The organism is Enterobacter sp. 61D5 (assembly GCF_034107965.1).
Taxonomy (GTDB): Bacteria; Pseudomonadota; Gammaproteobacteria; order Enterobacterales; family Enterobacteriaceae; genus Enterobacter; species Enterobacter cloacae_M.
The window spans coordinates 1-6,131 of the sequence record NZ_JAWNFK010000016.1; the positions used below are offsets into that span (position 1 = coordinate 1).

Here is a 6,131-nt window from a genome sequence, read left to right on the forward strand (position 1 = left end):
CGGCTCTCGCTGTACGCTTACAAATATTTTGTGGACACTTTTTTCTGATAGTGCCGAAATGTCCAATATGGATAGCATTTTTGTGCATTACAGAAGGGCCGCTACAAGTGGATTAAGATGGCAAACATAATGCTGGGCAGAATGCGCTGAATGTCTAACCGCGCGGGGTATTAAACGGGAGGCGTCAAAAAGGCCGCTGGCGCGGCTTTGTCTGAAAACTAAATTTCATCAAAAATCGCAAGGCGACGACCAGGTTTTTTTCCTGCGAAGAAACGCCCCCGGGGCAAGCGATCATTTCTATTAAGGTGCTCAATCCAGTCCTGAAAGGCTGGCCGAGGCTTATTTCGACCAAAGGAAGTTAAGGACTGAGTAACCATAACAGTTTGACTGCTGTATTTTCTCATTTCGCTGAAAGAATCTTTCATAAGAGAACGGTAATCCATTATGACCTCCAAACGTAAAAATGAATGATTATCTCATTCGTTCACTGGCAAGATTATAAACGTCACTACGTTCACGTTTTCCTACAGCTACAACAGCGATAATTAATTGATCGTCAATCACCTGATAGACCAGACGAAAGCCAGAGGCTCGAAGTTTGATTTTGTAGCAGTCCTTTATCCCGCGCAGTTTTGCTGAAGGGATGTGCGGATTTTCACTGCACTTCTTTAGCTTTTTCGCAAATTGCTGTTGAATGACTTTATCCAGCTTCAGCCACTCTTTCAGCGCATCATCCCTGAATTTGACCGTATACGTCATAAGTAACTATCCAGATCCACGTCATGCAGCTGCTGGTTGCTGCGTTCGGCGACAAGCTTAACCAGTTCCTGATCGTCCAGGGCATCGAGCATTTTCTCGTATAGCTCTGCCGGAACACAGTAAAAGGCGGGCTGGTTGCGGTTAAGAATAGCAACCGGGTAGCCATCACCGGAGTTGACAGTTGCCATTGGGTTTTTCTTAAGTTCGCTGACACTGGCGCTTGTGTCACTGAGAATGATGTTGGGCATAGATTACCTTTTGAGACCGTTTAACCAGTTTCTAAAATACACCTGCAAAGACCTATTAACAAGTCTTTTTGCGCATTTATTGTGCAGGTGGGCAAAATCACCTGAACGTCAAGGCTGGCGCGAAAAATAAAAATTTTTCGATGTCTCGGCACACCACCGCGTCAACTTTCAGATTAGAGGTTTGGAAGCAGCGGTCTTTTATTATATTTTATGCCATACTTCATACTTCATACTTCATACTTCATACTTCATACTTATGGGTTATGATTCTTCGTTTTTCAGATAAAGTTCCAGTGCTTCCCTGACAATGGCGCTTACATTCTTCGGCTCTTTACCGTTCCGTTTGTTCTTCAGTGCCAAATCCTCTACTTTCAATAACATTGATTCATATAGAGAAATTGTTGTTCTACATTGTTTTTCCGGTTTTTCTTCCTCGGGAGCAAATTTTGCAGGATCACCATAGGGTTTATCGGCGAGACGTCTTGCCAGTTCGTCGGCTTGTTCTGGTGTAATCGGAGGTCGTGAAGAAGCCTGTTGGCTGGGTTTCTTAACCATTATCCAAATACCTCTTCCATTAATTTTTCCATTTCCGATTTTGCAGCAGCATTATCAGTCTCTAACACCCCCAAACCAGTACTCATGCAGTCACGGTAGACCTTCCTGAAACAAATTACCGACTCAAGTCTTTTTATCGATTGGAATTCTTCAAGATACTCAATAAATTCCTTTCGTTCATTACCTCTTAAAACTGGATTTGTTGTTGCCATGCTTTGCAGGCAATACACTTTTAAGTCTGGGTTGAGATCTCTCATGCCTTCAACTTGTTGCTGCAACTCAATCAGCGTATCAAGGTCTGGTTGCGAACATTGCAGTGGTGCGATTATTTGGTGAGCGACCACCCCACTGGTAATGAACTCTCTGGAGTTTCGGCCTGCAACATCAACGATTACGTGCTCATACTTGTCATCTAGTGCGCGAAGCGTTTGAGAGAGATTATCGAATTTCTCAATAAGAGTGATAGTTGGCTTTACTTCTGCAGCTTCACGCTCAGCTAGGTGTTTTGCTGCTGTTCGCTGTAGATCTCCATTCACCAGACATACATCCTTGCCTCTGAGAGCCAGACCTATCGCGAGGTTTACAGCGGTGGTGGTTTTCCCTGACCCACCTTTATTACCACCAATTACAGTTATCATATCTATACCTATTTATGAAATGTGAAGTATGAAAGTTTTTATTCTTATTTGGTAACGAAAGTATCATACATCATAATTCATAAATAGGAAGTGTGATGTCTTAATTTATACATCATACATCATACATCATATGGCAAAGGTTTTAGGTATGGCTACAAAAGCCGAGCCACAGGAATATCACTCCAGCGCGTTGTGTATGCAGGGGACAACATTTCTCGTTTCATTTGCCACTCAGGAGCAATGCCTCGTCCCGCAAACCAGACTTTCCCAAGTCCTGAATGGTTAATACCGTCCACGACTTTCATCAGCTGATTACTGTTGCTTCGGGGCTGGGTATCATCGAACAGATTCAGCTGCGAAACCCCGGTAGGGGTGAAATCATTGAGCATGCAACCCGCTTTTGCATATCGATGGCCATTCACCCAGATCCGGTCCAGTGCTTTCACCGCTGAGGCTATGATGTCTCTGGTATCCTGCGTGGGAGTCATCAGCTTCTCACTGGCCACATTCCCGTAATACGGTTCGTTCACGGCGAACGGTGATGTTTTCACAAAAACGGCAATATGCCTGCAGAACTGCCGCTCGCCGCGCAGCTTTTCTGCTGCACGCTCAGCGTACTGACAGACTGCCTGCCGCATGGCTTCATATGTTGTGACTCGCTCACCAAAAGACCGGCTGCAGACTATCTGCTGTTTCGGCGGCGGCGCTTCTTCCAGCGAAATACAGCTATCACCGTTGAGTTCCCGGACGGTTCTCTCCAGCACAACACTGAAATTCTTCCTGATAAATACAGGGTTCGCACGCGCCAGCTGCAGTGCTGTGGTGATACCCATGGTGCTCAGTTTCCTGGATATCCTGCGGCCGACGCCCCAGATTTCTTCCACCGACTGCAGTGAGAGCAGTTTCTCAGTTCGCTTCAGATTGTGTGGCGTCAGGGCAAGTACGCCCCCGAACTGTGGCCATTCTTTGGACGCCCACTGCGCGCTTTTAGCCAGCGTTTTGGTCGGCCCCATCCCGACGCCGATTGTCAGCCCCGTTCCGGAGCGAACATGTTCGCGCAGCTGCCGGCCGAAGTCCTCATAATCGATGCAGCTGTCTATACCGCGGATATCCAGAAACATCTCGTCGATGCTGTACTGCTCCACGCGCGGCGCCAGCTCCTCAAGGTGAGACATAACCCTGTTCGACATGGATGCATAGAGCTCGTAATTGCTCGAGAACGTAATGACCGGCTCCGGGAATTGTGCCGTCTTCAGCTGGAACCAGGGGACGCCCATTTTAATACCCAGCCGCTTCGCTTCGGCACTGCGTGCGATGACGCAGCCATCGTTGTTGCTGATCACCACAACGGGCCTGTTACGCAGATCCGGACGAAACACCTTTTCACAGCTGGCATAGAACGAGTTCACGTCAGCGAGCGCAAACATCAGTTCGTACCCCGCGTCTTGTGTATGAATGCCGTCACCACGCCGAAGATCTGCAGTTCCTCCGGATAGAGAGTGGGGTAGGCGGGATTCATCGGCAGCAGGGCAATCCGGGGTTTAAGCTGCAGGCGTTTAACGGTGAATTCACCATCTGTTTCTGCGATGACAATATCCCCCTGCATGGGTTTTTCGGCCTTGTCGACAATCATCAGGTCGCCGGAGTGCAGGCCCATATCTTTCATCGAATCGCCAATGGCACGGACAAAGTAGGTCGCGCTGGGGCGACGGATACAGTAGGCGTTCAGATCCAGTTCGTCTTCGGTGTAGTCCGCTGCCGGTGACGGAAAACCTGCCGGACAGCGCTCTGTGAAAAGTGGTGCGGTGAACAGTGCTGGCTCAGATGCGGGAGCGACAAAAAGGATCATGGCTTACCTCTTAAAATACCTGTTTTTATATACAGTATTATTTAAGATATTTTCCGTCCTGCAAGGAGAATTTTACCGGCTACTGTCAGGTCATTGTTCTGGCGGATAAAACAGGCTGTGGTTTATCCACAGAAACGGTGCATAACCCTGTGAGTGGATGCCGCGTATCTCAGCGTCTGCTAAGCCAGTGGCTCAATAAGTTTCCGGCCCTGGTTACCGGGATTGCCAACTGCCCGGCTGACGGGGTGCCATGTGAAATCTTCGGCGGAAAGACTGCCCTCTCGGGCAATGTCTTCCGCCTCTTTACCGGTTGTGTTTTCGCTGAGCCATTGACGTGCGGCATCAGGTGAGTACACGAGCGGTCGCCGATCGTGAATGTCCAGCAGTCCCTCATCCGCAGCTGCTGTGACGATCAGGAATCCTTCCTGGTCATTGCCGTTTTCAAAGGGTTGTTTCCCGATGGCTGCGAGCAGGAGTGGATTTCCGTCCTTACGGTAAATGAAAAACGGCTGTTTCACGCCGTTTTGCTGTTTCCACTCGAACCAGCCGTCGGCAAAAACAATAGCCCGTCCGTGCTCCCAGAGTAGCCTGAACATCCGGCTGCCGGCCGCAGTTTCACTTCTGGCGTTGATGAGAGCGGGCTTGTTCCACCACTCCGGGGCATAACCCCAGTGAACAGGATCAAGATGCAGCTGCGAACGGCGTTCACTCAGCAGCAATACCCGGGTTCCGGGCGCGACGTTGTAGCGGCCGACGGGCTCCGGATCATACGGAATATCCCGTTCAGCTTCTTCTCCGAGAAAGGCCAGGTACTCCTCGCGGGAGTTGTACTGCGTAAACCGACCGCACATTGTGTTTCTCCGCTGTGGATCTCTAATCAGGGTTCACCTCAGTTCTGACCTGGCAGCGCTGCCGGGTCCACTTCATGCGCAACGTGCTGGGCCGGGTCAGCAGGGCCAGCCAGTCGGTGGTCCGCGCCGCTCTGCAGCAGGTGTTCGTACAGACAGAGGAGAAGAGCGCTCATGCCACCTGGCGCGAGGTTGCGGCCCAACTGGAGAAAACCTTCCCGGCGGTTACGGAGATGATGGACGAAGCGGAAGAGGACGTGCTGGCGTACTTCGGCTTCCCGAAAGCGCACCGGGTGAAAATCCACTCGACCAACACGCTGGAGCGCCTGAACAAAGAGGTGAAACGGCGTGCCGACGTAGTGGGCGTCTTCCCCAACGAAGACAGCATCATACGGCTTCTGGGTGCGGTCCTGACGGAGCAGAATGAAGAATGGTTGCTGCAGAACCGCTACCTGCCGCAACACAGCATGGCGGAGACAGACCAGCTCGCTGAAACCGAAGTAATCGACGCGCTGCCAATCAGCGCATAACAGGCTCATTGCCGGACCGGAAAGCTGTAACTGAATTTACACTACCTTGACGGACTCGACCTCGGGTTGGCAGCCATGGCCGCTATGCGGGCCAGGTCAATCTGAAGTACGGGCAGGAGCCTGGGGTACAGTTTTATACGCACATTTCAGACCTGTACAGCCCGTTTTACACCAAAGTGATTAGTCGGGTGCGTGACTCCACTCATGTACTTGATGGCCTGCTGTATCACGAAAGTGATCTTGAAATAACGGAGCACTACACTGATACGGCAGGTTTCACGGAACATGTTTTCGCGCTGATGCATCTGCTGGGGTTCGCTTTTGCACCAAGGATCCGGGATCTTCACGACAAGCGGTTGTTTATTCATGGGAAGGTTGATAAATATCCGGCTCTACAGTCAATTATTTCCACAACACCACTGAATATCAAAGAGATAGAAACACACTGGAATGAAATTCTGAGGCTGGCGACCTCAATAAAGCAGGGAACCGTGACTGCTTCTCTGATGCTGAAAAAACTGGCCAGCTATCCGAAACAGAATGGGCTTGCCAAAGCGCTGAGGGAAATCGGTCGCATTGAACGAACACTGTTTATGCTGGACTGGTTCCGCGATCCTTCATTACGTCGCAGAGTTCAGGCAGGACTAAACAAAGGGGAAGCCCGTAATGCCCTTGCCAGAGCCGTTTTCATGCATCGGCTGGGC

At 50.2% G+C, this 6,131-nt stretch carries 8 protein-coding genes and 2 pseudogenes; 2 read left to right on the top strand and 8 right to left on the bottom strand.

Annotated elements, in window-relative coordinates; all coding sequences use genetic code 11:
- Nucleotides 1-218: 218 nt before the first annotated feature.
- From UTM25_RS16990 to UTM25_RS17025, 8 genes are all read right to left on the bottom strand, one after another.
- Nucleotides 219-443 (bottom strand): hypothetical protein, encoded by a 225-nt coding sequence (locus UTM25_RS16990; protein WP_151413638.1) that lies wholly within the window; start codon nucleotides 441-443, stop codon nucleotides 219-221.
- 28 nt (nucleotides 444-471) lie between these two features.
- Nucleotides 472-759 carry a type II toxin-antitoxin system RelE family toxin gene (locus UTM25_RS16995; RefSeq protein ID WP_000222768.1) on the bottom strand — a complete coding sequence of 96 codons (288 nt, stop codon included), beginning with the start codon at nucleotides 757-759 and terminating at the stop codon, nucleotides 472-474.
- Nucleotides 756-1,007: a type II toxin-antitoxin system Phd/YefM family antitoxin gene (locus UTM25_RS17000; protein WP_123061107.1), complete on the bottom strand. Its 252-nt coding sequence runs from the start codon at nucleotides 1,005-1,007 to the stop codon at nucleotides 756-758. The genes UTM25_RS16995 and UTM25_RS17000 overlap by 4 nt, the downstream gene beginning before the upstream one ends.
- A gap of 261 nt (nucleotides 1,008-1,268) precedes the next feature.
- Nucleotides 1,269-1,562, bottom strand: a complete 294-nt coding sequence (locus UTM25_RS17005; RefSeq protein WP_123061108.1) for a CopG family transcriptional regulator — start codon at nucleotides 1,560-1,562, stop codon at nucleotides 1,269-1,271.
- Nucleotides 1,562-2,200 carry an AAA family ATPase gene (locus UTM25_RS17010; RefSeq protein ID WP_123061109.1) on the bottom strand — a complete coding sequence of 213 codons (639 nt, stop codon included), beginning with the start codon at nucleotides 2,198-2,200 and terminating at the stop codon, nucleotides 1,562-1,564. Before UTM25_RS17010 ends, UTM25_RS17005 begins: the two co-directional genes overlap by 1 nt.
- Before the next feature lie 152 nt (nucleotides 2,201-2,352).
- Entirely contained in the window at nucleotides 2,353-3,627 is a 1,275-nt protein-coding gene (locus UTM25_RS17015) for a Y-family DNA polymerase (protein WP_151413639.1), read from the bottom strand.
- The gene (umuD, locus tag UTM25_RS17020) at nucleotides 3,627-4,049 is read right to left on the bottom strand and encodes a translesion error-prone DNA polymerase V autoproteolytic subunit (protein WP_123061113.1); all 423 of its coding nucleotides are present in this window, start codon (nucleotides 4,047-4,049) and stop codon (nucleotides 3,627-3,629) included. The genes UTM25_RS17015 and umuD overlap by 1 nt, the downstream gene beginning before the upstream one ends.
- 179 nt (nucleotides 4,050-4,228) lie before the next feature.
- The gene (locus UTM25_RS17025) at nucleotides 4,229-4,900 is read right to left on the bottom strand and encodes an SOS response-associated peptidase family protein (RefSeq protein ID WP_194401967.1); all 672 of its coding nucleotides are present in this window, start codon (nucleotides 4,898-4,900) and stop codon (nucleotides 4,229-4,231) included.
- A gap of 47 nt (nucleotides 4,901-4,947) precedes the next feature.
- On the opposite strand from UTM25_RS17025, the pseudogene UTM25_RS17030 reads away from it, so the two are divergent.
- Both UTM25_RS17030 and UTM25_RS17035 read left to right on the top strand, forming a co-directional pair.
- Nucleotides 4,948-5,427 (top strand): annotated as a pseudogene (locus tag UTM25_RS17030) (transposase); the annotation flags it as partial.
- 62 nt (nucleotides 5,428-5,489) lie between these two features.
- Nucleotides 5,490-6,131, top strand: a pseudogene (locus UTM25_RS17035) (Tn3 family transposase); the annotation flags it as partial.

What these genes read in the sequence shown, in the direction of transcription:
- UTM25_RS16990 (WP_151413638.1), bottom strand. Translation starts at nt 443, where the DNA reads ATGGATTACCGTTCTCTTATGAAAGATTCTTTCAGCGAAATGAGAAAA.
- UTM25_RS16995 (WP_000222768.1), bottom strand. Translation starts at nt 759, where the DNA reads ATGACGTATACGGTCAAATTCAGGGATGATGCGCTGAAAGAGTGGCTG.
- UTM25_RS17000 (WP_123061107.1), bottom strand. Translation starts at nt 1,007, where the DNA reads ATGCCCAACATCATTCTCAGTGACACAAGCGCCAGTGTCAGCGAACTT.
- UTM25_RS17005 (WP_123061108.1), bottom strand. Translation starts at nt 1,562, where the DNA reads ATGGTTAAGAAACCCAGCCAACAGGCTTCTTCACGACCTCCGATTACA.
- UTM25_RS17010 (WP_123061109.1), bottom strand. Translation starts at nt 2,200, where the DNA reads ATGATAACTGTAATTGGTGGTAATAAAGGTGGGTCAGGGAAAACCACC.
- UTM25_RS17015 (WP_151413639.1), bottom strand. Translation starts at nt 3,627, where the DNA reads ATGTTTGCGCTCGCTGACGTGAACTCGTTCTATGCCAGCTGTGAAAAG.
- umuD (WP_123061113.1), bottom strand. Translation starts at nt 4,049, where the DNA reads ATGATCCTTTTTGTCGCTCCCGCATCTGAGCCAGCACTGTTCACCGCA.
- UTM25_RS17025 (WP_194401967.1), bottom strand. Translation starts at nt 4,900, where the DNA reads ATGTGCGGTCGGTTTACGCAGTACAACTCCCGCGAGGAGTACCTGGCC.